23 protein-coding genes and 1 pseudogene are annotated in these 24,459 nt (G+C 73.1%); 10 read left to right on the forward strand and 14 right to left on the reverse strand.

Annotated elements, in window-relative coordinates; all coding sequences use genetic code 11:
- Positions 1 to 345: 345 nt before the first annotated feature.
- The 3 genes and pseudogenes from ACGF3H_RS07390 to ACGF3H_RS07400 form a co-directional block, all read right to left on the reverse strand.
- Complete coding sequence (locus ACGF3H_RS07390; protein WP_393816474.1) at positions 346 to 1,323, reverse strand: LacI family DNA-binding transcriptional regulator; 978 nt, start codon at positions 1,321 to 1,323, stop codon at positions 346 to 348.
- A gap of 95 nt (positions 1,324 to 1,418) precedes the next feature.
- Positions 1,419 to 1,751: pseudogene (locus ACGF3H_RS07395) on the reverse strand (hypothetical protein); the annotation flags it as partial.
- 103 nt (positions 1,752 to 1,854) lie between these two features.
- The gene (locus ACGF3H_RS07400) at positions 1,855 to 2,820 is read right to left on the reverse strand and encodes a pirin family protein (RefSeq protein WP_362492688.1); all 966 of its coding nucleotides are present in this window, start codon (positions 2,818 to 2,820) and stop codon (positions 1,855 to 1,857) included.
- Positions 2,821 to 2,996: 176 nt separating this feature from the next.
- On the opposite strand from ACGF3H_RS07400, the gene ACGF3H_RS07405 reads away from it, so the two are divergent.
- Together ACGF3H_RS07405 and ACGF3H_RS07410 are read left to right on the forward strand one after the other, a co-directional pair.
- Complete coding sequence (locus ACGF3H_RS07405; RefSeq protein WP_362492686.1) at positions 2,997 to 3,347, forward strand: tetratricopeptide repeat protein; 351 nt, start codon at positions 2,997 to 2,999, stop codon at positions 3,345 to 3,347.
- Between the two features lie 114 nt (positions 3,348 to 3,461).
- Entirely contained in the window at positions 3,462 to 4,106 is a 645-nt protein-coding gene (locus ACGF3H_RS07410) for a peptide deformylase (protein WP_362492684.1), read from the forward strand.
- An 84-nt stretch (positions 4,107 to 4,190) separates the two neighbouring features.
- Here the strand turns inward: ACGF3H_RS07410 and ACGF3H_RS07415 are convergent, their stop codons facing one another.
- Complete coding sequence (locus ACGF3H_RS07415) at positions 4,191 to 5,624, reverse strand: NAD(P)/FAD-dependent oxidoreductase (protein ID WP_362492681.1); 1,434 nt, start codon at positions 5,622 to 5,624, stop codon at positions 4,191 to 4,193.
- Positions 5,625 to 5,744: 120 nt separating this feature from the next.
- Here ACGF3H_RS07415 and trxA point away from each other — a divergent pair, with 120 nt between their 5' ends.
- Positions 5,745 to 6,143 carry a thioredoxin gene (gene trxA, locus ACGF3H_RS07420; RefSeq protein WP_362492679.1) on the forward strand — a complete coding sequence of 133 codons (399 nt, stop codon included), beginning with the start codon at positions 5,745 to 5,747 and terminating at the stop codon, positions 6,141 to 6,143.
- A gap of 12 nt (positions 6,144 to 6,155) precedes the next feature.
- Here trxA and ACGF3H_RS07425 read toward each other — a convergent pair whose 3' ends face one another.
- Together ACGF3H_RS07425 and ACGF3H_RS07430 are read right to left on the reverse strand one after the other, a co-directional pair.
- Positions 6,156 to 7,190, reverse strand: a complete 1,035-nt coding sequence (locus ACGF3H_RS07425; protein ID WP_393816463.1) for a LacI family DNA-binding transcriptional regulator — start codon at positions 7,188 to 7,190, stop codon at positions 6,156 to 6,158.
- A gap of 632 nt (positions 7,191 to 7,822) precedes the next feature.
- Entirely contained in the window at positions 7,823 to 8,491 is a 669-nt protein-coding gene (locus ACGF3H_RS07430; RefSeq protein WP_362492674.1) for a helix-turn-helix domain-containing protein, read from the reverse strand.
- Between the two features lie 136 nt (positions 8,492 to 8,627).
- On the opposite strand from ACGF3H_RS07430, the gene ACGF3H_RS07435 reads away from it, so the two are divergent.
- Positions 8,628 to 9,188 carry an NAD(P)H-dependent oxidoreductase gene (locus tag ACGF3H_RS07435; RefSeq protein ID WP_362492671.1) on the forward strand — a complete coding sequence of 187 codons (561 nt, stop codon included), beginning with the start codon at positions 8,628 to 8,630 and terminating at the stop codon, positions 9,186 to 9,188.
- 55 nt (positions 9,189 to 9,243) lie between these two features.
- Here the strand turns inward: ACGF3H_RS07435 and ACGF3H_RS07440 are convergent, their stop codons facing one another.
- Positions 9,244 to 10,149, reverse strand: coding sequence for a LysR family transcriptional regulator (locus tag ACGF3H_RS07440; RefSeq protein ID WP_362492668.1), 906 nt, complete (start codon positions 10,147 to 10,149; stop codon positions 9,244 to 9,246).
- 145 nt (positions 10,150 to 10,294) lie between these two features.
- Here ACGF3H_RS07440 and ACGF3H_RS07445 point away from each other — a divergent pair, with 145 nt between their 5' ends.
- From ACGF3H_RS07445 to ACGF3H_RS07460, 4 genes are all read left to right on the forward strand, one after another.
- The gene (locus ACGF3H_RS07445; RefSeq protein ID WP_362492665.1) at positions 10,295 to 10,513 is read left to right on the forward strand and encodes a hypothetical protein; all 219 of its coding nucleotides are present in this window, start codon (positions 10,295 to 10,297) and stop codon (positions 10,511 to 10,513) included.
- Positions 10,514 to 10,673: 160 nt separating this feature from the next.
- Positions 10,674 to 11,861, forward strand: a complete 1,188-nt coding sequence (locus ACGF3H_RS07450; protein WP_362492662.1) for a CaiB/BaiF CoA-transferase family protein — start codon at positions 10,674 to 10,676, stop codon at positions 11,859 to 11,861.
- 156 nt (positions 11,862 to 12,017) lie between these two features.
- Entirely contained in the window at positions 12,018 to 13,226 is a 1,209-nt protein-coding gene (locus tag ACGF3H_RS07455; RefSeq protein WP_362492659.1) for a polysaccharide pyruvyl transferase family protein, read from the forward strand.
- Positions 13,227 to 13,290: 64 nt separating this feature from the next.
- Positions 13,291 to 14,733: an FAD-dependent oxidoreductase gene (locus ACGF3H_RS07460; RefSeq protein WP_362492656.1), complete on the forward strand. Its 1,443-nt coding sequence runs from the start codon at positions 13,291 to 13,293 to the stop codon at positions 14,731 to 14,733.
- 24 nt (positions 14,734 to 14,757) lie between these two features.
- Here the strand turns inward: ACGF3H_RS07460 and ACGF3H_RS07465 are convergent, their stop codons facing one another.
- The 4 genes from ACGF3H_RS07465 to ACGF3H_RS07480 form a co-directional block, all read right to left on the reverse strand.
- Entirely contained in the window at positions 14,758 to 15,777 is a 1,020-nt protein-coding gene (locus ACGF3H_RS07465; RefSeq protein ID WP_362492654.1) for a sigma-70 family RNA polymerase sigma factor, read from the reverse strand.
- 48 nt (positions 15,778 to 15,825) lie between these two features.
- Positions 15,826 to 16,251, reverse strand: a complete 426-nt coding sequence (locus ACGF3H_RS07470; protein ID WP_362492651.1) for a CBS domain-containing protein — start codon at positions 16,249 to 16,251, stop codon at positions 15,826 to 15,828.
- Positions 16,252 to 16,338: 87 nt separating this feature from the next.
- A complete protein-coding gene (locus tag ACGF3H_RS07475; RefSeq protein ID WP_362492648.1) occupies positions 16,339 to 16,773 on the reverse strand; it encodes a PPC domain-containing DNA-binding protein in 435 nt (144 codons plus the stop codon).
- A 76-nt stretch (positions 16,774 to 16,849) separates the two neighbouring features.
- A complete protein-coding gene (locus ACGF3H_RS07480) occupies positions 16,850 to 18,859 on the reverse strand; it encodes a BTAD domain-containing putative transcriptional regulator (protein ID WP_362492905.1) in 2,010 nt (669 codons plus the stop codon).
- 147 nt (positions 18,860 to 19,006) lie between these two features.
- Between ACGF3H_RS07480 and ACGF3H_RS07485 the strand changes: the two genes are divergently transcribed.
- Positions 19,007 to 19,960, forward strand: coding sequence for an alpha/beta hydrolase (locus ACGF3H_RS07485; protein ID WP_362492645.1), 954 nt, complete (start codon positions 19,007 to 19,009; stop codon positions 19,958 to 19,960).
- On the opposite strand, the gene ACGF3H_RS07490 is transcribed toward ACGF3H_RS07485, so the two are convergent.
- Positions 19,916 to 20,344 (reverse strand): VOC family protein, encoded by a 429-nt coding sequence (locus tag ACGF3H_RS07490; RefSeq protein ID WP_362492643.1) that lies wholly within the window; start codon positions 20,342 to 20,344, stop codon positions 19,916 to 19,918. The two genes, ACGF3H_RS07485 and ACGF3H_RS07490, sit on opposite strands and share 45 nt — an antisense overlap.
- Before the next feature lie 175 nt (positions 20,345 to 20,519).
- On the opposite strand from ACGF3H_RS07490, the gene ACGF3H_RS07495 reads away from it, so the two are divergent.
- Positions 20,520 to 21,158: a LysE family translocator gene (locus ACGF3H_RS07495; RefSeq protein WP_362492640.1), complete on the forward strand. Its 639-nt coding sequence runs from the start codon at positions 20,520 to 20,522 to the stop codon at positions 21,156 to 21,158.
- A gap of 715 nt (positions 21,159 to 21,873) precedes the next feature.
- On the opposite strand, the gene ACGF3H_RS07500 is transcribed toward ACGF3H_RS07495, so the two are convergent.
- Both ACGF3H_RS07500 and ACGF3H_RS07505 read right to left on the reverse strand, forming a co-directional pair.
- A complete protein-coding gene (locus tag ACGF3H_RS07500; protein WP_362492637.1) occupies positions 21,874 to 22,173 on the reverse strand; it encodes a hypothetical protein in 300 nt (99 codons plus the stop codon).
- A 604-nt stretch (positions 22,174 to 22,777) separates the two neighbouring features.
- Complete coding sequence (locus tag ACGF3H_RS07505) at positions 22,778 to 24,133, reverse strand: tetratricopeptide repeat protein (RefSeq protein WP_362492634.1); 1,356 nt, start codon at positions 24,131 to 24,133, stop codon at positions 22,778 to 22,780.
- Between the last annotated feature and the right edge of the window lie 326 nt (positions 24,134 to 24,459).

Consider the following 24,459-nt stretch of genomic DNA (forward strand, 5'->3'; position numbering starts at 1 on the left):
GGCCCTCGGGCGGTGGTCCGGGGGTGGTCCGGAACGGCGGGGCGGGCGCCGGGTCCGGGTGCCGGGCGTACGCGTGACCTGGCATTCGCTGCCCGGCGGCATGGCGTTCTGCAGCGCGCCCGGACAGGCGTCGAGACACAGGGTGCGTGGTCGTGGAGAGGAGCTGGTGCGCCTTGGTCTGTGGCGCCCTCCGGCTGAGCAACCGGTGGTCAGCGATCGGCGTGCCTCGGGAACCCTGGAGAGCGACACGGACGCCGTGGTACTCATGCACCGGTGGAGAGGGCTCACCAGAAGGAGTCATCTCGCGGCGGCGTCCGCCGAGGCGTTCCCGGCAGCCGCGGCGTCTCAGGACGACTGGCGTACGACGAGTGAGGAACGGAGTGTCGACTTCTCCCCCGCGGCGGTCTCGTTGTCGAGCCGGGCCATCAGGAGACGTGCCAGCTCCTGACCCATGGCCTCGAAGGGCTGCCGCACGGTGGTCAGGGGCGGGTCGGCGTCCGCCGCCACAGGGGAGTCGTCGAAACCCACCACGGCCACGTCGTCGGGAATCCGCCGACCCGACTGTCGTAGGACCTGCAATGCACCGGTCGCCATGCTGTCGGAGGCGGCGAACACCGCGTCCAGCTCAGGGTGGTTCACGAGAAGCTTGTGCATGGCCGCGACACCGGAGGCGCGGGTGAAGTCGCCCTGTTCCTCGATCGGGTGCAGGCTGCTTTCCTGGAGCACCCTGCGGTAGCCGGTGCGTCGGTCCACGCCCGCCTGGAGGTCGAGCGGACCGGTGATGGTCGCGATGCTGCGCCGGCCGCGCTCGACAAGATGCCGAACGGCCAGCCGTGCGCCGTCCACGTTGTCGACGTCGACCGACCAGTTCGGGACGTAGCCGACCGGTCGGCCCACTAAAACGGTGGGAATTCCGGATCGCTCCAGTTCACCCGGCAGCGGGTCCGAACCGCGCAGTGAGCTGAGCAGCACCCCGTCGACATGACGGGCTTTCAGGAAATCGGTCAGCCGGTTCCGGTCCTGCTGGGACTGGGCGATTGCCAGCAGCAGCTGGAGACCCCTCGCGGCCAAGCCCGCCGTGGCCCCGCGCACGATGGCCGAGAAGTACGGCTCCTCCCAGAAGACCCGTTCCTCATCGACCGCGACGACGAGGGCGACCGTGTCGTTGCGCTGGCGCACCAGGGCCCGGGCTGCCGAATTCGGCACGTACCCCAGTTCCCGTACGGCGCGCAGCACCGCTTCGCGGGATGCCTGACTGACCCGGGCGGAGCCGTTGATCACCCGCGACACGGTGCCCCGGCCGACACCTGCGTGCGCTGCCACCGAGTCGAGTGTCGCTCGTCGTTCCTGCAACTGCTCTTCTTCCTCTCCCTGTTCGGGCGCTTCCTCTTCAGGGCCGGCGGCGCCTGTGGCTGCCCTCAGGTTAAACCGTTCGTCGGTCCGCACTCGCCGACCTCGGCCTGCCGCCGGGCGTCCGAGGTGCAGGGCTGCTGGTGTGCCGTGGGTCTGGGGCCGCCGAGGCCGGGTCGAGCGGAGGCTGATGCCCCGCCGCGTAGCAGGTCTGGCGTGAGGTGTCCCCAAGGACGACGTCGGGCGACCGGACGCACCCGCCCGTCAGCCACTCGAGCCGCACGGGCGAGGATGATGTTGATCTGTTCGGCCGCGTAGGCCGAGCACTGACCGGCGTTGCTGCCGTACGGGTCGCCTGGCAGGGCGTCCCGGGTGTAGGCGCGGCCCGAGCCGGACGCCATCCGACCGGGACGGACAGGGCGGGCAGGCCGGTGATGTTGGCCGGAGGAAGCCGGCTTCTGGGCAGACGAACCAACGCGACGGTGTGGCTCGACGAGGACCTCGTCAACGAGCCCTTCCCCGCGGCTTCAGCGGCGTCACCGGCAGCTCCGGAGCTGGCAGCGGAGCCCCTTCGTAGCCCTTCACCTCACCGAACCGGGTCCCTTCCGTCCAGTCCCGGCGGGCCTGTTCGATCTCCTCCTGGGAGCGCCCGATCCAGTTCCAGAACATGATCAGCTCTTCCTCGAACGGCTCGCCGCCCAGGAGCATGAGGCCCGCGTCCGACTCCGCCCGCAGCGGCAGTTCGCGGCGGCCGCAGCCGAGGTAGAGCATCGAGCCCGGCACCAGGGGCACGCCGTCGACGTGGGCCTCTCCCGACATGGACAGGACCGCGTACTCGAAGTCCGGTTCCAGCGGCAGGCGTACGTCCGCGCCCCGGGTGAGACTCAGGTCCGCGCCGACCAGGGGGGTGTACGTCGTGCCGGGCGAGGTCGCTCCGTCGAGTTCGCCCAGGAGCAGGGTGGCCGTCAGGCCGGGGGCCGTGACGTGCGGCAGGTCGCCGTGGAACTCGAAGTGCGGGTCGGTGTGACGGTGGGCGTCCGGGAGCGCCACCCACAACTGTGCGCCGTGCAGGTAGCGGGCGTGCGAGCGCGGGCTCTCCTCGGAGTGGCTGATCGCGCGGCCGGACGTCATCAGGCCCAGCTGGCGCGGGCGGATGGTCTGCAGGCTGCCGGTCGAGTCGCGGTGCAGCACCTCGCCGTCGTGGAGCCAGCTCACCGTCTGCAGGCCCATGTGCGGGTGCGGCGGCACCTGCATGCCGGGCTCGTCGGCGATGTCGTCGGGGCCGTAGTGATCCACGAAGCACCAGGCGCCGACCATGCGCCGGCCCAGGTTGGGCAGCAGCCGGCGCACCTCGGTGGACTCGCCGAGCTTGACCTGGCGGGGGCTGAGGAGTTCCCGCACGGGCTCCGCCACCACGAAGCCGCGGCCGCCGCACACCGAGGGGACCGCCTCGCGATCAAGATTGCTCATGCCGCCCAACCTAGACCCGTGCGGCCCGCCGCGTCAGTCCGTCGTCGGCCCCTTCACCCCGCCGCCGGACGGACGCGCGGCGCCGGCCGGTCCCGGTACGCACCACCCCCTCGGAGAGGGTAGTGGAATATTCAACCAACACGGCCGGTTCCCGAGTACGCAGAAGGAGGTCACGAGTGGACACGACGTACTACGACCACGGAACGCCGGCGGAGCGCTGGGAGCGCGCGCGGATGTTCTTCGACGCCAAGGACTACGCCGCCGCCGCGCGCGTGCTCGGCGGGCTGGTCGAGGAGGTGCCCGAGCAGACCGGCCCCCGGCTGCTGCTGGCGCGCGCCTACTACCACTCGGCGCAGCTGCGGCGCGCGGAGGCCGAGCTGCGGGTCATCGTCGAGCGGGATCCGGTGGAGCACTACGCCCGGCTGATGCTGGGCCGCACCCTCGAACGCCAGGGCCGCCAGGAGGAGGCCGACTCCCACCTGCGGATCGCCTCCGCCTTCGTGGGCGAGTTCCCGGACGGCGTCTGAACGGCGCGCCCCGCCGGTGGTGCCGCGGTGCCCGGTTCCCCACGGGGGCCGGGCACCGTCGTGCACTCGGAGAGCGGCGGTGCGTGGGGGCCCGCGCCGTGACATGCTGGCGCGATGGGAGCCCTGAGTGAGCACGCGTCACTGGCCGAGCGGGTCGAGGAACTGCTCGCCGCCGGAGGCCCGTTGCCGATCGTCGCGGCCGGCGACCCGGTGCTGCGTCGGGCCGCCGAGCCCTTCGACGGGCAGCTGGAGCCCGAGCTGCTGGCGCGGTTCGTCCAGGCGCTGCGCGTCACCATGCACGCGGCGCCGGGGGTCGGCCTGGCCGCCCCGCAGGTCGGGGTGGGACTGAGGATCGCGGTGATCGAGGACCCGGCGCCGGTGCCGGACGAGGTACGCGTTGCCCGGGGGCGGGTGCCGCAGCCGTTCCGGGTATTGGTCAATCCGCGCTACGAGCCCGTCGGCGCGGGCCGGGCCGCCTTCTACGAGGGCTGCCTGAGCGTGCCCGGCTGGCAGGCGGTGGTGGCCCGGCACGCCGAGGTGCGGCTGGTCGCGCGGGACGAGCACGGGCGCGCGGTGGACGAGGTGTTCGCGGGCTGGCCGGCCCGGATCGTGCAGCACGAGACGGACCACCTCGACGGCACGCTGTACGTGGACCGGGCCGAGCCGCGGTCCCTGGCGTCCGGCGAGGCGATGGCGCGGCTGTGGGCCCAGCCGACACCGGAGCGGGCGGCGGCCGCCCTGGGATTCGACCTTCCCTGACGACACGTCAGAGACTGCTTGCCGGGCGTGGAGGCGTCCGGGGCGGCGGTGTTCCGCTCACCCCGAACGCCGCTGCCGGACCGGTCAGTTGTCCCGGTAGGCCTCCAGCAGCCGCAGCCACACCTCGCTGATCGTCGGGTAGGACGGCACCGCGTGCCACAGCCGGCTGACCGGCACCTGCCCGGCGACGGCGACGGTCGCGGAGTGGATCAGTTCCCCGACACCGGGGCCGACGAAGGTGACGCCGCGGACGATCTCGTCCTCAAGGTCGACGACCATCCGGGCACGGCCCGTGTAGCCGTCGCGGTACAGCCCCGCGCCCGCCACGGTCGACAGGTCGACGTCGACGGCGCGGACGCGGTGGCCGGCCTCTTCGGCCTCGGCGAGGGAGAGACCGACGGCGGCCGCCTCCGGGTCGGTGAACACCACCTGGGGCACGGCGTCGTGGTCGGCGGTCGCGGCGTGCGCGCCCCACGGCCCGGCCTCCAGGGCGGGCTCGCCGGAGGCGCGCGCGGCGATGGCCGCGCCCGCGATCCGCGCCTGGTACTTGCCCTGGTGGGTGAGCAGGGCACGGTGGTTGACGTCGCCGACGGCGTACAGCCAGTCGTGGCCGTCGACGCGGAGGCTGTCGTCGACCGGGAGCCAGGAGCCGGGCCGGAGGCCGACGGTCTCCAGCCCGATGTCGTCGGTGCGCGGGGCGCGACCGGTGGCGAAGAGGATCTCGTCGGCCTTGATGCGGTCGCCGGTGCCGGTGACGGCCACCACGGTGCCGTTCTCACGGCTGACGGACTCGACGGAGGTGCCGGTGCGAATGTCGGCGCCGGCCTCGGTGAGCGCCTCGGCGACCAGTTCGCCGGCGAACGGCTCCATCCGGGCGAGCAGGCCCTTGCCGCGGACGAGGAGGGTGACCCGGGAGCCGAGGGCCTGCCAGGCCGTGGCCATCTCGACGGCGACGACTCCCCCGCCGACCACGATCAGCCGTCCCGGCACGCTGCGGGCGCTGGTGGCCTCGCGGCTGGTCCAGGGGTGTACGCCGTCGAGGCCCGGCAGGTCCGGCAGGGCGGCCCGGGTGCCGGTGCAGACGGCGACGGCCTGCCGGGCGGTGAGGGTGCGGCGGGCGCCGTCGGGGCCGGTCACCTCCACCGTGCGCGGTCCGGCGAGGCGCCCCTGTCCGCGGTACAGGTCGGCGCCGATGCCCTCGACCCACTGGACCTGGCCGTCGTCCTTCCAGTGCGAGGTGAAGTCGTCGCGGTGGGCGAGGACCGCCTCGGCGTCGAGGGGGGCCTGCGCCGCCCGGCTCAGTCCCGGCGTTCGGCGGGCGTCCGCGTGGGCGATGACCGGCCGCAGCAGGGCCTTGCTGGGCATGCACGCCCAGTAGGAGCACTCGCCGCCGACCAGCTCGCTCTCCACGATCGCGGTGGACAGTCCCGCCGCCCGGGTGCGGTCGGCGACGTTCTCCCCCACGGGGCCCGCACCGATCACCACGACGTCGTACGCGATGGATTCCGATTCCGTCATGGGGCCAGTCTGGTGGGTGGTGTGCGGCGGGGCCACATGGGTACGTGCGCGGAATAGCCGTCCCATCGTCCGCGTTGTGCCGACGGCTTGTCGCCGACACTCAGGAAGAGGGATCACGTCATGAGCAGCACCGTGGAGCTCACCAAGGAGAACTTCGACCAGATGGTCACGGACAACGAGTTCGTCCTGATCGACTTCTGGGCGTCCTGGTGCGGGCCGTGCCGTCAGTTCGCCCCGGTGTACGAGAAGGCGGCGGAGGAGAACCCCGACCTGGTGTTCGGCAAGGTGGACACCGAGGCGCAGCCGGAGCTCGCGCAGGCCTTCCAGATCCAGTCGATCCCGACGCTGATGATCGTGCGGGACCAGGTGGCCGTGTTCGCGCAGCCGGGCGCGCTGCCGGAGGCCGCGCTGACGGACGTCATCGGGCAGGCCCGCAACCTGGACATGGACGAGGTCCGCAAGGCGGTCGCCCAGCAGCAGGCGCAGCAGGGCGACCAGGCGGGACGGGGCGGCCAGTAGGGGCCGGGCGGCTCAGCTCGATTCGCGGTGCACGGCCCTCGCGCCGAGCACCGTGTGCAGCTCGGGCGCGGCGCCGGGGTCGTGGACCGCGCGGTCGACCAGCGCCGCTAGGTCGCGGCCGGACGGCAGTTCGAGGTGGACGGTGCTGAGCCGGGGGCGGAGCAGGCGGCCGAGCATGAGGTCGTCGGCGCCGATCACGGCGACGTCCCGGGGGATGTCGAGGCCGGCGTCCTGCAGGGCCCGCATCAGAAGCATCGCGTACTCGTCGTTGTACGCGAACACCGCGTCGAGGTCGAGGGAGGGCCAGCGGGCGGCCAGCCGGGCGGCGTCCTGCTCGTCGTGGGCGAGCGGCAGTTCCGTGACGGTGGCGCCGGTGCCCGCGACGGCGCGGCGCACCCCGTTCAGACGGGGCGCCGAGAAGACCTCCAGGCCGTCCTCCGCGGGGACGACGACGCCGATCCGGCGGTGTCCGCGGTCGTGGAGGTGGCGTCCGGCGCAGCGGCCCACGGCCTCGTGGTCTATGAGCAGGGCGTGCGCGCCCTCGACGGCCTCGGGCGCGAGGGTGACGACGGCACGGGCGCCGGAGCGTTTGAGCAGTTCCACACCGCGCGGGCCCAGTCCCGAGCCGGGGACCAGGACGGCGACCGGGCGCAGTTCGGCCCAGGCGCGGGCCGCGTCGTCGTCGTGCGCGCCGGCGGTGCCGTACTGCACGACGGTGTAGTCGAGCCGGCCGAGCGCCCACTGGAGTTCGGTGAGGAACCGGCTGTAGAGCGGGCCGACGGGGAAGGCCGGGGCGGGCATCAGGACCATGCGGCTGTGTCCGGCGCGCAGGGAACGGGCCGCCGCGTGGGGGACGTAGCCCAGTTCCCGGGCGGCCTCGTGGACGCGGCGGCGGGTGGCTTCGCTGATGCGCACGGCGCCGGTGTTGTTGAGGACGTAGGAGACGGTCGCGCGCGAGACGCCGGCCAGGCGGGCCACATCGGCACTCGTGGGGACGGAGTGCGGTGCCGGGGCCGCGGGGGCGGGCGTTTTCGGTATCTGCACCATGACGTACGGCATCTTGGCAGAGCCCTGGCCACCGCCCGCGAGCGGGGGACGGTCGTCCGGACCGGACGAAACCGCGGCCCGCGGCGGGCGACACGACGGCATCGCCGGGGGGCGACACCAGGGCGTCGGGACAGGACAAGCGCCGCTCCACGGCGGACGACACCAGGGCGTCGAGACGAGTGCCGCTCGGCGGCGGACGACACCAGGGAGTCGGACGAGCGCCCCTCCACGGCGGACTACACCACGGCGTCGGAACAAGCGCCCCTCCACGGCGGACAGCACCACGGCATCGGGACAAGCACCCCTCCACGGCGGACAGCACCACGGCGTCGGGACAAGCACCCCTCCACGGCGGACAGCACCACGGCGTCGGGACAAGCACCGCTCCACGGCGGACGACACCACGGCGTCGGGACAAGCGCCGCTGTGCGGCGGACGAGGCGGCTGCCTGGGACGGACGTCCGCGCTCCGCCCAGGACGAGCCCGCTCGTCGACGGTGACACGACAGCGCCGGCCCGGACGATCGGCCAGGGTGGGACGCGGCCGGCTCGGGTCGGGAGCGCGGCCCCCTCCGCACGAGCGCGCCGCGTCGGGCACGCCCCTGACCCCACGCCGGCCCCACGGCCGGGCGCTCAGCGCGGCGGCTCCGTGCGGGTCAGCCGTGCCACCAGGTCCAGCCAGCCCGCCTCCAGCCGTGCCACGGGCACCCCGCACTGCTCGGTGAGGTGGTGGATCAGGGCCGCGTCGAGGTAGGCCATCAGCGTGTGGGAGAACAGCTCGCTGTCCGCGTCCGGGACGGCCTGGCGCAGCAGCAGGGCCACTTGGCCGCGCAGGAAGCGTCTCGGAGCGGCGGTGTAACGGCGTTCCGCGCTCGGTTCGGCGGCCAGTTGCAGGGCCAGTTCGTCGCCGCTGCGACGCAGCATCGCGCAGCCGAACGCCCGCAGCCGCTCCACGGCCGGCGCACCGGGCCCCAGGGGCGGCGGTCCGCCGAGGAGGTCGGCCTGGAACTTCTTCTCGGAGTGGTCGAGCAACGCCATCAGCAGGCCCGTGCGGTCGCCGAAACGCCGGAAGACCGTGCCCTTGCCCACCGAGGCCGCGGCGGCCACCGCCTCCATGGTGAGGCCGGCCGCGCCGTGCTCGGCCACCAGCCGCGCGGCGGCCTCCAGCAGCCGGGCGCGGTTACGGGCGGCGTCGGCCCGCAGGCAGGGTTCGTCCTCGTCGGCTCCCGTCCCGAGCTGGAGCAGTTCGGGCGGGCCGTCGGTCTCCTGGGGCCTGGGGAAGGGCGGCGGGGCGGCGGACATGACAGCAGCGTAAAGCATCGGGAACAGAACTGGACCGCGGTCCGCTTAGGATGTTAGAAATTAAACGGACCTCGGTCCGGATCGCTCCGGCGGTGTTTCGGCACCGGCCGTTCCAGCACCAGCAGTGGGAGTACTCATGTCTGTCCGCATCCTTGCCCTCGTCGGAAGCCTTCGCGCCGGTTCGCACAACCGTCAGCTCGCCGAGGCGGCCGTCAAGTTCGCCCCCGAGGGCGCCGAGGTGGAGCTCTTCGAGGGTCTGGCCGACGTCCCGTTCTACAACGAGGACATCGACGTCGAGGGCAGCGTCCCCGCCGCCGCGGTCGAGCTGCGTGAGGCCGCGCGGGCCGCCGACGCCTTCCTGTTCTTCTCGCCGGAGTACAACGGCACCATGCCGGCCGTGCTGAAGAACGCCATCGACTGGCTGTCCCGCCCCTTCGGCGCCGGCGCCTTCAACGGCAAGCCCGTCGCCGTGATCGGCACCGCCTTCGGCCAGTACGGCGGCGTGTGGGCGCAGGACGACACCCGCAAGTCCGTGGGCATCGCCGGCGGCAAGGTGATCGAGGACATCAAGCTGTCCATCCCGGGCTCGGTCACCCGCTTCGCGGAGACCCACCCGGCCGACGACGCCGAGGTCGCCGCGCAGCTGACCGAGGTCGTCGCCCGTCTGCACGGCTACGCGGAGGGCGCCGCCGCCTGACCGGCCCCGTCGGTACGCAGGACCGGAGCTCACCGAGCTCCGGTCCTGCCGTGCGTCAGGCCACCGCGCCCGACGCCAGGACGCGCAGCTCCTCCAGCGCGGCCGCGACCGCGGGGCGCCGGTGGCCGCCGCGGCGCGTACAGGTCAGCAGCGTGCGGTGCGGGCGGGCCGCACAGGGCACCCGGACGATCGGCAGATCCGGGGCCGGGCGGGCGAGCCGCGGGATCAGCGCGACGCCGAGTCCGTGCGCGACGAGGTGGGCGGTGACGTTCCAGTCGAGGGCGTGGTGCACCACGTCGGGGGTGAACCCGGCGGCACCGCACGCCGACATCACGTGCGGCCGGCAGGGACTCTCGGGCACCGGCGCGATCCACGGCTCGCGCGCCGCCTCGGCCAGGTCGACCGGCCCCCGTCCGGCCAGCGGGTGACCCTCGGGCACGACCAGGTCGAACGGGTCGTCCAGCAGCGGCCGCTGGTCGAAGCGCGCGTCGGACGACGGCGGGTTGTGGGGCGTCGACTCCACCACCGCCAGATCGCTCTCCCCCTCGAAGAGCAGGTCGAAGCTCTCCGTCACGGCGGCCTCCCGGATTCGCGGGGACAGCCGCGGATGCCGCTCCCGCAGCCGCGCTGCCATCGGCGCCAGCAGCACCGAGACGGCCACCGGGAACCCCGTGACCCGCAGCGGCCCGGCGGGCATCCCCTCCCCCGCGCGCAGATCGAGTTCCGCCTCGTCCCAGCGGGCCTGGATGGCGTCGGCGTGCGCGAGCAGGCTCTCGGCGGCCGGGGTCAGCCGTACGCCCCTGCCCTGCGGTTCCAGCAGGACGACGTCCAGGTCGCGGGCGAGCTGCCGGATCTGCTGGGATGCGGCCGACGGAGTGAAGTGCAGGGCACGGGCCGCCGCGGTGACCGTGCCGTAGTGGGCGACCGCTCTCAGGACGTGCAGCCTGCGCAGGTCAATCATGAAGGCAACGCTTCACGGTGCGGTCCGGAAAGTCAACCTGGACGTGAACGGTGCCGTGGCCGCACCCTGTCCGTGGTGGCGCGGTCGGTCGACAGCCGCGCACCGGACCTCCCCCCGCGTACCACCGATGCTCGAAGGAGTCGCCATGCCCAGCACGACCGGTGCTCTCTGCCCGCACTGCGGGTGGCCGGACGCTGCCGAGCCCTTCCAGGTGGTGTCGACGCACACCACCGGGGCGGGCGGCACGGTGTGGACCCGGTGCGCCTGCGGGTCCCTGCAGGCGCGGGTCGTCGACGACCGCGGCACGCGCGTCGTCTCCCGCGGCGGTCCCTCGCCCGCGTCCTCGGGGCCGGCGGGCGGTTGAGAGGTCCTCGGGCCGGCCGGCGAAGGTACAGGTGAGAGCGTCGGCGCCGGCGCGGGCCGCCGTTGACATCCGCCGGACGGGGGCCGTAGAAATCAGCGCACAAGGCCCGCCGGGAGCACTCCGCCCGCGGGTGCCCGGTCCGGCGGCAGGAGACACGAGCGTGCAGCGGCTTCCCCTGACCGGGGTCACGGTGGTCAGCCTCGAACAGGCCGTGGCGGCGCCCTACGCCACCCGGCAGCTCGCCGACCTCGGCGCCCGGGTGATCAAGGTGGAACGGCCGGGCGACGGTGACTTCGCCCGCCGTTACGACACGACCGTGCACGGTCACTCCAGTTATTTCGTGTGGCTGAACCGGTCCAAGGAGTCGCTCACCCTCGACCTCAAGGACCCGAGGGGCCGCGAGATCCTGCACCGGCTCCTCGACGACGCCGACGTCTTCGTGCAGAACCTCGCGCCGGGCGCCGCCGGGCGCCTGGGGCTGGACGCCGCGACCCTCGCAAAGCGCTGCCCGCGGCTGATCCCGTGCACGGTCTCCGGCTACGGCACCAGCGGCCCGTGGGCCGACCGGAAGGCGTACGACCTGCTGGTCCAGTGCCAGACCGGGCTGGTGTCGCTCACCGGAACCGCCGAGGAGACCGCGCGCGCCGGCATCTCCGTCGCCGACATCGCCGCCGGGATGTACGCGTACAGCGGCATCCTCACCGCCCTGTACACCCGCGCCACGACCGGCCGGGCCCACCCGGTGGAGGTCTCCCTGTTCGAAGCCCTGGCGGAGTGGATGGGCCAGCCCGCCTACTACACCGAGTACGGCGGCAGCCAGCCCCCGCGCCTGGGCACCCGGCACGCCACCATCGCCCCGTACGGCGCCTACCGTGCCGCCGACGGCAAGGAGGTGCTGTTCTCCGTGCAGAACGAGCGCGAGTGGGCCGCGCTGTGCGCCGGCTTCCTCGGGCAGCCCGGGCTGACGGACGACCCCCGGTTCGCCACCGGCTCCGACCGCGTCGCCCACCGGGAGGAGCTGGACGCAGTCGTCGCCGCCCGGATCGCCCGCTCGGACAGCGACACCGTCCTGGAGGACCTGCGGCACCTCGGCATCGCCTGCGCGGGGGTCAACGACATCGCCGCGTTCCTCGACCACCCGGTGCTGGAGGCCCGCGACCGCTGGCGCCGGGTACCGGTGCCGGGCGGCGCCACGGTGCGGGCCCTGCTGCCGCCGGCCGACCTCGCGGGGGTGCCCGCGCGCATGGACGCGGTGCCCGGGGTCGGCGAGCACACCGACGCGATCCTCGCGGAACTCGGCCGCTCCCCCGGCGACATCGCGGCGCTGCGCGCGGACGCCGTCATCTGAGGAACCGCACGCCACCGGGGCAAGTCCGGACAGGACCGCACCAAGAGGGTGTTTCCGGACCGAGGGGCAGGCAACTCGGCACGGCATGCGGGCGACGTCCGTCCGCATGCCCTGGCCGACGGGCCGGCCGACTCCGACGCGACGGGAGCCCCCCGGATGACCACTGCCCCCTTGCACTCGCGCCCCGCCGGGCCGGGCCCGCGCATCGGCGTACTCGGCTCCTACGGAGGCTTCAACACCGGCGACGAGGCGATCCTGACCTGTGTGCTGGCCTGTCTGCGCGCCCAGCGGCCGGACGCGCACCTCGTGGTGCTGAGCCGGAACGCCGAGCACACCCGCGGCCATCACCGGGACGCCGACGAGGTGGTGCCCTGGGAGGGCGTCAGCCGCAACCACGTCCTGGACGTGCTGCCCGGACTGGATCTGCTGGTACTCGGGGGCGGCGGCATCCTCTACGACGGCGAGGCCCGCCGGTATCTGCGGCTCGTGCGCGCCGCGCAGACCCGGGGCGTGCCCACCTTCGCCTACGCCGTGGGCGCGGGCCCGCTGACGGACGCCGAGGACCGGGAGGCGGTGCGCACCGTGCTGGCGGACATGGACGACGTCGTGGTGCGGGACGAGGAGTCCCGGCTGGTCCTGGAGGAGGTCGGCCTGGAACGCGAGGTCACCGTCACCGCCGACCCGGCACTGCTGCTGCGTCCGGAGCCGTTCACCGAGGCGATGATGCGCGACGAGGGCATCCGCACGGACGCCCGGCTGGTGGGGATGTCGGTGCGGGAGCCGGGCCGGGCCGCCGAGAAGCTCGACGAGGGCGACTACCACGCGCTGCTCGCCGACGTCGCGGACTTCCTGGTGCGCCGGCTGGACGCGCACGTGGTGTTCCTGCCGATGGAGCGGCACGACGTGCGGCACGCGCACGCCGTGCTGTCCCACATGACCGCGCCGGACAAGGGACGGATCCTGCACGGCGACTACAGCCCGGGGCAGATCCTCGGCTTCATGCGCCATCTGGACCTGGCCGTCGGCATGCGGCTGCACTTCGTGATCTTCGCGGCGCTCACGGGGGTGCCGGTGCTGCCGCTGCCCTACTCCGGCAAGGTCTTCGACTTCGCGCGCAGGCTCGGCGCACCGGCCCTGGTGGGCGTGGCCCGGGAGCAGGCGGGACTGCTGCTGGCGGAGGTGGACCGGCTGTGGGACGAGTACCCGCAGCGCCGTGCGGACCTGCTGGACCGGATGCGGGAGCTGTCCTCGGCGGCCCGGGAGACCTGTGTGCGTTGCGGCTCGCTGCTCGACGGGATCGGCCCGGGTGCGCGGGCGGCGGGGACCCTGGCCCACGGGTCCGAGCCGCGGCCGCTGCACGCCTGATCCCGGCGAGACCCGAGGAAGCCCGAGGAAGCCCGAGGAAGCTTGAGGAGACCCGAGGAGAGCGATGCCGGTCCTGGAAGAGCCCCCCGAGCCCCGCACGGTCACCCTGCCCCCACGGGCCGCCCGGCACGGGGGCCGGTGCGACGTCCTGGTGGTGGGCGGTGGCCCCGCCGGGTTCGCCGCGGCCGTCGGCGCGGCCGACGCCGGGGCCGACGTGGTGCTGGTCGAGCGGTACGGGTTCCTCGGCGGCAACGCGACCGTGGCGCTGGTGATGCCGCTGATGTCCTTCCACAACGAGCACAAGCAGGCCGCGTTCACGGAGTCCGGGGACACCTCACGCCTGCTGCCCACCGACCACGGGGAGGGCGAGCCGGTGGTCGCGGGGGTGCTGTGGCAGCTGCTCGACCGGCTGATGGGCCGCGGCGGGTGTCTCCCACCGTCTCCGAGAACCGGGTACACGGTCCCCTTCGACCCCGAGCTGTTCAAGCTGGCCCTGCTGGAGATGATGGACGAGTCGGGGGTGCGGATGCTGTTCCACTCCTTCGCCTCGGGTGCGCTGCCGCTGGACGACGGTTCCGGCTGGCGGGTGGTGTTCGAGACGAAGTCGGGGCCGGTGGTGATCGACGCCGGGGTGGTCGTCGACGCCACGGGGGACGGGGACGTCGCGACCGCCTGCGGGGCGCCGTACGAGATCGGCCGGCCCGAGGACGGGCTGGTGCAGCCGATGACGCTGATGTTCCGCGTCGCCGACTTCGCGCGGCCCGACTTCGCCGACTACGTGCGCGCCCACCCCGACCAGTGGCGCGGCGTGCACGGCCTGTGGGACCTGATCGAGGAGGCCAGGGCGGCGGGGGAACTGCGGCTGCCGCGCGAGGACATCCTCTTCTTCGCGACCCCGCACCCGCGCGAGGTCGCCGTGAACAGCACCCGGGTGAACCGCGTCCTCGGCACCAGCGTGTGGGACCTCACCCGCGCCGAGTACACCGCGCGGCGCCAGCTCAGCCAGATCGACCGCTTCCTGCGCACCCGCGTGCCCGGCTTCGAGGAGTCGTACGTGGTGCAGAGCGGCACCCACATCGGCGTGCGGGAGAGCCGGCGCGTCCTCGGCGACTACCAGCTGACCGGCCACGACATCCTGGCGGCGCGCACCTTCCGGGACGTCGTCGCGCACGGCGCCTATCCGGTCGACATCCACAATCCGCGCGGCTCCGGAACTATCCTGAAGCGGGTGCCGCGAGGGAGTTTCTACGACATCCCGCTGCGCTGCCTGGTCCCCCGGGGCACCGAGCGGCTGCTGGTGGCCGGGCGCTGCATCTCCGGGACGCACGTGGCGCACTCGTCGTACCGGGTCATGCCCATCGCCATGGCGACCGGCCACGCGGCCGGTGTCAGCGCGGCGCTGACCGTCCGGCACGGGCGTGGTCCGCGCGGGCTGCCGTACCGGCTGGTGCAGCGGGAGCTGCTGCGGCAGGGCGCCCGGCTGCGGGTGCCGGAGGACGGCGGCTGAGGCCGCGCGGAGTACGGGCGCCGCTCAGCTCGCCCAGTCCAGCAGCCGGTCCCGGTTCTCGGGGGCGCGCAGGTGGGCGAGGGACTCCTTCTCCAGCTGGCGGACGCGCTCGCGGGTCAGCCCCACGTGCTGCGCGACCTGCTGGAGGGTGCGGGGCCGGCCGTCGTGCAGGCCGTAGCGCAGGCTGAGGATGAGCGCCTCCCGGGGGGCGAGGGTGCCGACGGCCTCCCGCAGCTCCTCCGCCAGGGCGCGGAACTCGGCGACCTCCGGGGCCCGCAGCACCTCGGTGTCGGGGATGAGGTCGCCGACGACCGTCTCCCCCGTCTCGTCCACCGGCGTGTCCAGGCTGACGGCGTCGCGCCCGACGCGGCGCAGCCACACGACCTTCTCCGCGTCGATGCCGCTCTCGGCGGCGACCTCCTCGACGGTCGGCTCGCGGTCGAGGGCACCGCGGAGCTTGCGCTCCACCTTGGCGAGCTTCTGCAGCTGCTCCACGACGTGCACGGGCAGCCGCACGGTGCGCGCGTGGGTGGCCAGGCCCCGTTCGATGGCCTGGCGGATCCACCAGGTGGCGTACGTGGAGAACTTGAAGCCCTTGGTGTGGTCGAACTTCTCCACGGCCCGGATCAGTCCCAGGTTGCCCTCCTGGATGACGTCCAGCAGGGGCAGGCCCCGGTGGGCGTGGCGCTTGGCCATCGACACCACGAGCCGCAGGTTGGCGCGCACCATGTGGTCCTTGGCCGCCCGGCCGTCGTGGACGGTCTCCTCCAGCGCGCGGCGCCGCCCGGGTGCCGGGGCGGGTTCGCCGGCGTCGGCGGCCGCCAGCTCGTCGGCGGCCCGGACGCCGGCCTGCATGCGCTGGGCGAGCCGTACCTCGTCCTCGGCGGTCAGCAGCGGGGTGGTGCCGATCTGCGCCAGGTACTGGCCGAGGAGATCGGGTTCCTCGTCGGGTTCGGGGATGCGGCTGCGCAGCCGTGCGGTGCGGCCGACGGCACGGCGGTCCTCCCGGGTGCCCGCCGCGGGGGTTGGTGCCAGGGGGGTCATGTCGCTTCCTCCGTCCCCTCCTCGGATACTGGGGCCGGCGCGGGGCGGTCAGTGGTCGGGGGCGGCCTTGCTGATGTCCGCCAGGGCCGAGTGCGGGTCCTCGGTGCCGGCGAGGTCGCCGAGGCTGACCACACCGACGGGGACGCCGCCGTGCTCGACGACCGGGAGCCGCCGGACGGCGTGCCGCCGCATCAGGTCGACCGCGTGCTCGGTGGAGTCGTCCGGTGCGAGGGTCACCACGGGCGGCGGCGTGCACACCGATCCGACCGTCGTGTCGTCCGGGTCGCGACCGTCGGCGACGCTGCGGAGCACGATGTCGCGGTCGGTGAGCAGGCCGAAGAGGTCGCAGTCGTAGGTCACCAGGACGTCGCCGACGTTCTCCTCGCGCATCAGCCGGGCGGCCCGCGTCACCGTGGTCATGGGCTCGACGGCCACCGTCGCGGGTGACATCACGTCGCGGACGCGGTGTGTCATGGTCGCGCCTCCCTGGGTGTCGGTGCGTGCGTGTGCGGGCCGCGTAGCCCGCACACGGGCCGGTAAACCGACTCGAGGCGGCCGGGCTCACCCCGGGTCGATCAGGGCCAGACCGATCTCCGGCCGGTGCGTCCTGGCCAGCTCCGCCGGGCCGTCGCGGACGACGACCTCCAGCGTCGGCCAGACCCTGCCCGAGAGCAGGTGGCCGCCGCGGGTGGAGCCGTCGGACAGGCCCAGTACGGCGTGCAGGTGCGGGGTGGGTCCGTCGTCGGCGACGGCGATGTCCCCGATCAGCGACAGCACCTCGCACTGCTCGCCGACGGGAATCCGCCGGTAGTCCTTGGCCGCGCGGTCGAACCAGCCGACGACCGCCTCCGAGAAGGCGCCCACGGCGGTGATCTGGGACGCCGTGAGGGAGCGGTCGCGGGCGAAGGCGGTCAGCTCGGCTACCGCGTCCTCGCCGGGGTCGAGCACCACCACGTACACCGCCGACGGACCGTCCTGCACCTGTTGCCACTTCATGCGCTGCCGGGTACCCGGTGCGGCTCGGCACAACCAGCGCCGCGGACGGGGCGCGGGCGGCCGGGAGACACGCCGGTCAGTCGTGAGGTGCCGCGGGGGCGTCCGGCGCCGTGCCGGCCGGACCGAGCGCGCGGCGGATCGCGGCGAGCCAGTCGTCGACGGGCCCGAAGGTGAGCAACCCGCTGCCCGCGCCCGCGAGTTCACCGGAGGCGGGGAGCAGCCGGCGGTACGTCCGTCGCAGTGCCGTCCGGTCGCCAAGAGCGAGGGCGAGCGCGGCCTCGGCACAGCACAGGGCCTCGTGGAGGAGGTCGGGCGGCGGTTCGGAGAGGGTCCGGAGCGCCGACCGGGCCTCGGTGTCGCGGCCCTCGCGCAGGAGCGCGAACGGTTCGGCCCACGGACGGTACGGGCCCCAGTCGGCCCGCGGGTCCACCTCCGGGGGGCGTCCGTGGGCCAGGCGCAGGCCGAGCAGTGCCAGGGGCAGCAGGCCGCGTTCCAGGCCGGGCATCCCCGCGCCGTCGAACCGTGCGGCGGCGGCCCGGTAGCCGGCCTCGGCGCGGTCGTACGGGCTGCCGGCAGCGGCCTGCCGCAGGGCCCGGTACCAGGTGGTGAACACTGCCACCAGGGGCCGTTCGTACCGCTCGGCGAGGCGGTCCACGGCGTCGGCGTGCTCGTCGGCGGCGGTGAAGTCGGCGAGGGCGGACCGCGCCTGGACGCGGATCAGGTGGCCGAGCACCTCGTGGCTGTGCAGGCCGTGCCGGCGGGCGAGGGCGACGAGTTCGGCGCCGATCGCGTCGCGGCGCGGAGCGAGCCCGGCGGTGGTACAGGACTGCATGAAGACGCCGTTGAGGGCGAACGCCAGCAGCCCGGGGTCGTCCAGGCGACGGGCGATCCGCTCGGCCTCGGCGGCGGCCTCGGGTCCGCGCGGAGAACGGACGCCCCGGGATTCCAGGGCGACGGTGGCGAGCAACCGGCAGCGGGCCGGGTCGGCCCCGGCGTCGTCCGGCAGGGCGGCGAGGGTGCGTTCGGCGGCCGTGACGATCCGCCGTGCCGCCTCGGGGCCGTCGCTGCGGGTCCAGACGGCGGGAACGTCGTAGGCGCCGATCACCCGGGCCGCGAGTTCCGCGTCGCCGGTCTCCTCGGCCGCGGCGACCGCCGCCGCGCGGTGCTCCCGGGCCGCCTCGAGACCACCGCCGCCGGTGACCGCGAGGTCGCGCAGCAGGCCGACGGTCGACTCCAGGCGGGCGCGGGCCCCGGCGGCGACCGTGCGGTCGTACGCCTCGGTCGCGCGGGACCACAGGCGGGCGGCCGTGTCCGCGGGTTCGGCGGGCGGGTCGAGGGATGGGTCTTGGGCGAGGATGCCGGCCTCCAGCCGGCGCAGGCCGGGCCCGGGGTCGATGCCCAGTTCCCCGGCGAGCAGGGTGCGGGCCCGGCGCAGTACCGCGAGGGCGTCGGCCTGGCGGCCGGTCCGGTACAGGGCCAGGGCGAGCAGCCGCCAGGCCTCCTCGCGCCAGGGGTGCTCGGCCAGGTGTGCGTCCAGGTCGGGGACCGCCTCGGCCGCCCGGCCGAGGCCGACGAACAGGTCCGCCCGCCGCTCGACCGCGTGGAGTCTGAGCTCGGTCAGCCGGGCGCGCTCGCCGCGGGCCCAGCCCTCGCCGCCGAACTCGGCGTAGGCGGGTCCGCGCCACTCCCCCAGGGCCGCGCCGAGCCGGGCCGGCGCCCGGTCGGGCGGTCGCCGTTCGGCGAGTGCCACGGCCTCCTCGAAACGCCAGGCGTCCACCGCCTCCGGTGCCGCGCGCAGCGCGTAGCCGGGGCCCTCGGTGACCAGCAGCCGGGCCGGTGCGCGGCGCGGGCGTTCGGGTTCCAGAGCCCGGCGCAGATCGCCGACGAAGGTGCGCACCGTGCCGACGGCCCGGGCGGGCGGCACGTCCCACAGGTCCTCGACCAGGCGCGCGACGGGGACGACGCGCCGCCGAGCCAGGAGCAGCCTGGCCAGCAGGGCCCGGTGCCGGGGTCCGCGCAGGTCGAGCGGGTCGCCGTCCCGTTCGGCCGTGACGGGCCCGAGCACCCCGAAGGTGACCGCTTCCATGTTCCGTCCGCCCTGCTCCGCGCCGTCGCGCCCGTGGTCCGTGATCACCACGGTACGCGTGCTGATCGGTTGCTGATTCGCGTGCGGCAGGCTGAGGGACGTCCTGGACCGGACGCGTCGAAGAACACCGAAAGGCACCGATCAGTCATGGCACCGACCATTCCCGGCTTCACCTACGACCGTGTCCCCGTCGCCGACGGCGTCGCGCTGAACGTGGCCGTCGGCGGCTCCGGCAGCCCGCTCGTGCTGCTTCACGGTTTCCCGCAGACCCACCTGATGTGGCGGCACGTCGCCGCCGACCTCGCCGCCGAGCACACGGTGATCTGCCCGGACCTGCGCGGCTACGGCGACAGCGACAAGCCCGCCGACCCCGACGGCACCGCGTACGCCAAGCGGACCATGGCCGCCGACGTCGTCGCCCTGGCCTGGGCGCTCGGGCACGACAGGTTCGCGCTGGCCGGACACGACCGGGGCGCCCTGGTAGGGGTCCGGGCCGGACTCGACCACCCGGACGCGGTGACGCACCTGGCCGCGCTGGACGTGCTGCCGACCCTGGACATGTGGGACGTCCTGCACGGGACGACGGCGGCCGTGGGCTTCCATCTGTATCTGATGGCGCAGCCGCCCGGTCTGCCGGAGCAGCTGATCGGCGCCGCGCCGGACGCCTTCTTCGGCCACTTCCTCGACGTCTGGACCCGGGACCCGGGGGCCCTGCCCGCCGACGTCCGCGCCGCCTACCTGAAGGCGTCGCGCGAGGCGGTGCCGTCCATCGTGCCCGACTACCGGGCCTCGGCGGGCATCGACGTCGACCACGACCGCGCCGACCGCCAGCGCGGCAACCGGCTGAGGATGCCGGTGACCGTGCTCCAGCAGGACTGGGGCACGGCCCTCGGTTACGACGCCACCGCGCTGTGGCGGGCCTGGGCCCCCGATCTGCGGCACCTCACGGTCGGCTGCGGCCACTTCATGGCGGAGGAGGCGCCCGGGGAGGTCGCCGGGGCCCTGCGGGACCTCCTGGCCCGGCAGCCGTTCCGCCGGGGGTCCGGCCGTCGCCGGTCAGCGTGCTCCGGGGACGTCCTCCGTGACGCCGTTCAGCGGTGAGGACGGGTCACTGCCGTAGGGGCGGGTGAAGGCCTCCATGCCGTGCCCGGACGGGTCGGTGAAGTACACGCCGCGTCCGCCGTCGTTGCGGTTGATCCGGCGCGGGTGCCGCCCGTGCGGGTCGGCCTGGATGGGGACTTCGCCCGCGACGAGCCGGGCGAGGACCGCGTCGAACTCGTCCTCGGAGACGAGGAACGCGTAGTGCTGGACGGGGATGTCGGTGCCGACGGTCGCGAAATCCAGGGTGACGCCGTTCGCGGTGGTCACGGGCAGGAAGATCCCGGCGGGCTCCCCGACTTCGAGACCGAGGATTCCGGCGAGGAAACGGGCGGACGTCTCCCGGTCGCGGGAGAGGACGATGGTGTGGTTGAACTCGACTGACACGGGTCAATGCCTCCATGGGCATCTTCGCGGCGCCTCCATACCTCACCCGGTCGGTGACCGGCACGCGATGCCGCGCCGAGCAGCCTAGGCGAGCGGCGTGGCCGTGTCGATCGTGCCGGGCGACAGCCGCGAAATGCCGTGGAGCGCCGGGCCCGCGCCGTGCTTGCATGGCGTCATGGTGTCCTCCGACCGTCTGCTCGCCTTCGCCGCCTTGTCGCTGCTGCTCATCGTGGTGCCCGGCCCCAGTGTGCTGTTCGTGATCGGCCGGGCGCTCGCGCAGGGGCGCCGGGCCGCGCTCACCACGGTCGTGGGAAACACCCTCGGCGCGTACGTGCTGGTCGTCGCCGTCGCCCTGGGGGTCGGGTCGGTCGTGGAACGCTCGCTCCTGGTCTTCACGGTGCTCAAACTGGCGGGCGCCGCCTACCTCGTGCACCTCGGGGCGAAGGCGTGGCGCGAACGCCGTTCCCTGCGGGCGGCGTTCACCGGTGCCGACCGGACGCGCGGAGGCCGGCGCACCTTCTGGGAGGGGTTCGCGGTCGGCGTCACCAACCCGAAGACCATCGTGTTCTTCGCCGCGGTGCTGCCGCAGTTCGTCGACCGTGGACAGGGCGGCGTCGCGGCGCAGATGCTGCTGCTCGGCCTGGTGTTCAACGTCATCGCCGTGGCCTGCGACAGCCTCTGGGGGCTGCTCGCGGCCACGGCACGCGACTGGTTCGCCGGCTCCCCGCGGCGGCTGTCCGCGGTGGGCGGGGCAGGCGGCCTGGCCATGATCGGCCTGGGTGTCACGGTGGCCGTGACCGGCCGCGGGGACTAAAGGGTGTTGCATGCACCGGTCCAGCACCTCAGCAGGTCCTGGAGGAGGTCGAGGACCTGGTAGAGGGACAGGCCGGTGTGCGGACTTTTGGGTCGAGCTTCTTCAGTTGGGCTGGGGTGCTGGCGGCCAGGGCGTCCTTGCACGGGGCGCCCTGGCCTTCGCTTTCGCCGCCCAGCTGCGGGCATTTGGCGAGGAGGTCGGCGAAGCCGAGGGTGTTTCCGCCCACGCCGACAGTGATGACGTCGGTGTCGGCGCCCACCGCCTCGGACTGAGGGGGCACCGCGGGAAAGGGGTAGTCCGGGTCCTCGAGGTAGGGCGGCAGGTGACGGCCGATCGGTGCTGGGGTGTGTCGGTGACGTTCTCGATGGTGGCGGCGCCGCAGCTGACATTGGTCAGCTCGAACAGACCGCTGAAGTCGCGCTCGATGACCTAGGGGTAGGACCGGTCGGTGCGCTCGCAGCCATCGCGCGAGACTTCGAAGATGTCGCCCGCAGCCCGGATCACCCCGGCGGTGTAGGAGTCCCCCAGGGCAGCCCACTGGTAGTCCACGGCCGCGGCGGCGGGTTGGGCCCCGGTGAACTGCGCGGGGACAAGAACGCCGGCGGCGAGAGGACGACCGCGCCCAGGCCGTGGCGGGGGATCTACCGGCAGGCCCTTGAGCGGATTTCGAGCACGGGCGGCCGAGAACCAGCCCAGTCAGGCGTGCCTCGCATCCTCACTGGGAATGCGGGGCACGACCTCCCTCGTCGTCCGGTGGTGAGCTGCTGCCGGAGGCGGGCGTCGTGAACGTGAGTCCTCCGGAGATGTTCTCGGCCAGCACCGCGGGCCCATGGAACGTGCCGCCGCTGATGTGGTTGGTCGTCTTGCCCTCGCCGACGCGCAACGTCATGGCCAGCTCGTGCCACTGGTTCAGGTCTGAGCGGAAGCCGCTGTCGGCTGTCGCTCGTGCGGCCAGGGCCTCGCTCAGCGCCTGGGCACGCGACTGATCAGCGGGGACCTCCTCCAACCGGCTCAACTCTCCTTCACCGGAAGTTGCCAGTGAACTTTCCGAAGTCTCTCCGACGCCGCGAAAGGGGCGCCGTACCAGGGTGCTCAGCCCTGCCCATGCCTGTCGCCCAGCCTCGCCTCCGGCGCCACCCGCCAACGCCATCAACAACCCCACCGATACAGGATCCACCACGTGCTCCCTGCGTCCATATACTCACCTTTTGACAGAAGACACGCTACGAGAAACGGCGGCTCCCTGAGGGCCGACCAGTAGCTTCAATCGCCCGGCTCTTTGCCGCACCGGGCCGACCTCGGGCACCCTCGCGGCAGCAGCCTAAAAATTCCCCCTCGCCGTTCCGCTGGCCCAGCAGGTACCGCCCCGGGGAACATCGGTACAGCGGCCACCGGCCAGGCCGCCGAGTACCTCCCGGGTCATCCCGAGGCGCTCCCGCAGCAGCTCTCCGTCGATGGTCATCTGTGTTTGCTCATCAGGCATTTGGGCCCCCTCGTCAGGGATGTGCCTGTGAGCGCAGGGCTCCACGGAGGCCGTGGCTCCGTCTTCACCGGCAGCCGGGAAGCAGAGAAGTTCGGAATGCGCCCGGAGGTGGCCGGCTGTCTTGCTCAGTGGCTGGTCACCGAGCCTGCTCTTTGGCCTCGCGTTGTTCCGTGATGCCGTCGATGACCCTCAAGGTTCTGTGGGTGGTCGGGTGATCATCGCCGAGTACCCGAGCGCTCGTGCGTAGGACCTTCCTCGCCAGCTTCTCGGCGGTGTCCAGTTCTCCGAGTTTGCTAAGAACCAAGGCTAGATTGCTGGTGACGGTCAGTGTGTCGGGATGCTTCTTACCCAGGGTCTTCCGGAACCGGGGGAGGACGCTCTCGAACACAGACCGCGCTTCCCCGTACCTGCGCATCCCACACAGGCATCCGCCGAGCCTGTTCGCCAGGGCCAACGTGTGCGGATGGTCCTGGCCGAGGTGCCCTCTCCAATCGTCGTACACCGAGTTAGCGATCCGCCAGCCCAGATCACTTTGACCGGACATGTAGAAGAACCGGATGACGCGAATGAGCAGCGCGCGGAACGGCTCCGACCTGTCGCTGCGGAAACGCTCCTGCCCCAAGAGGGTTCGCACGTGCGTGGCGAGCTGCTGGTAGGCCTCCCATGCTGCCGGGTCGTCGGGATCGACGTCCCGCATGTGAGCGTCCAAGGCCAGCGCGCCGTGAAAGACCTCCTCGGCGTTGATGGAACGCGACCAGGTAGAGGGGGGTGGGGGCAGCCTGTGCTCCTGGTCGATTCGGCGGCGCAGACCCTCCCGGTAGGTGTAGGAATTCTCCTGCAGGGCCCACGAGCCGGGGCCAGCGAACACACCCGACGGATACGTCTCGAACGGGTGCCCGTTGTCATTGATGACGGTGGTTCCCTGCTGGCCCGCGCAGATCCAGTCCAGCTCCACCTGCCAGCAGACCTCCTCAGAACCGGCGGTGGCTGTGAACCGGAACTGCTCGATGTCGGTGGCGCTGATCGTGAATGGGAAGTCCGGACCGTTCGGGAGTAACTGTGGCGAGTCCGAATCAAAGGGCTTTGGAGGGGAATTGACCGTGCTGAGATCCGCCTCGAAGTGTCGGATCGATGGCCGTCCCCCGATCCTGTCGCTGGCAGGCGAGTACGCCGGCCGCGGCAGCCGACGGGACAGCACGACTACCCGCGCAGCACGGAGGACGACCGCCCGGACCGTACGCGCTTCCAGAGTGACGACGTACGACAGGCCGCTGGGCGACATCCACCGCGGCGGGTCGGCGTCTACCGCCAACCAGTCACGGCACTCCCGGTGCACCGTCACGATCACCGGGTCCTTCAACGCGCCCGGGCTGTCCGCCCCGCCGGCAGTGACATGTACGCCGCCGTGGATCGTGCCCGCCTGAACGACGTTCTCGAAGTTGCCGTCGGCTATCTCGTTCCAGACACGAGATCGTCTTTCCTCATCGTTCACCTAGAGCGCTCCTCACTCCGAGCATGCGCCGGGCCAGCGCATGCACCTCCGACAGGCGCTGATGCTGATGTCCTGGCACCCGAGGAAGCGGGTCAGTCGCGGGAGCAGAACGAGCGAGCGCACGTTCCTCTCATGCCACCCGGCCATCCTTCCCCGGTCCGTGCTCGGCCGCCGATCGCCTGCAGGGTCCTCCCGTCCCGAAGCAACGCCGCCGAGGGGCATCTGCTGTTGCGCGTCGGACATCTGAGCCTCCCTCGCTCGGCCAAAATCTACCCGGCTGCCCTGGCGACGACCCATCCCCCGACAGGCGGAGCCGACGCGCGGTA

Source organism: Streptomyces sp. NPDC048185, from assembly GCF_043202495.1.
Classification (GTDB): Bacteria; Actinomycetota; Actinomycetes; order Streptomycetales; family Streptomycetaceae; genus Streptomyces.